The following is a 302-nucleotide window of genomic DNA, read 5'->3' on the forward strand; positions in this document are numbered from 1 at the left end:
GACGAAAAATTTACCGATGCTTGCAGCGTTGGCACTGCTTTACCTGCATGAACCCGCCACGGCCAGGAAACGCCAATGGAATATCTGATCCTCAAGCTCGTCCACGTGATCTCGGCCACGCTGCTGTTCGGCACCGGCATCGGGTCGGCCTACTATCTGCTGTGCGTCGTGCTACGGCGCGATGTCCATGTGATCGCCGGCGTGGCGCGGCTGGTGGTCATCGCCGACTGGCTGTTCACGGCGTCCACCACCGTTCTGCAACCGCTCACCGGCCTCTATTTGGTTCATCTCATGCAATTGCC

The 302-nt window shown here is 59.6% G+C and carries 1 protein-coding gene; it reads left to right on the forward strand.

The window, feature by feature from the left end:
* Nucleotides 1-75: 75 nt before the first annotated feature.
* The coding region (locus tag KVT32_RS29615; protein ID WP_217619375.1) for a DUF2269 family protein at nt 76-302 on the forward strand (227 nt) is incomplete at its 3' end.

It is taken from the genome of Achromobacter sp. GbtcB20, from assembly GCF_019091095.1.
In the GTDB taxonomy this organism is placed as follows: Bacteria; Pseudomonadota; Gammaproteobacteria; order Burkholderiales; family Burkholderiaceae_B; genus Achromobacter; species Achromobacter mucicolens.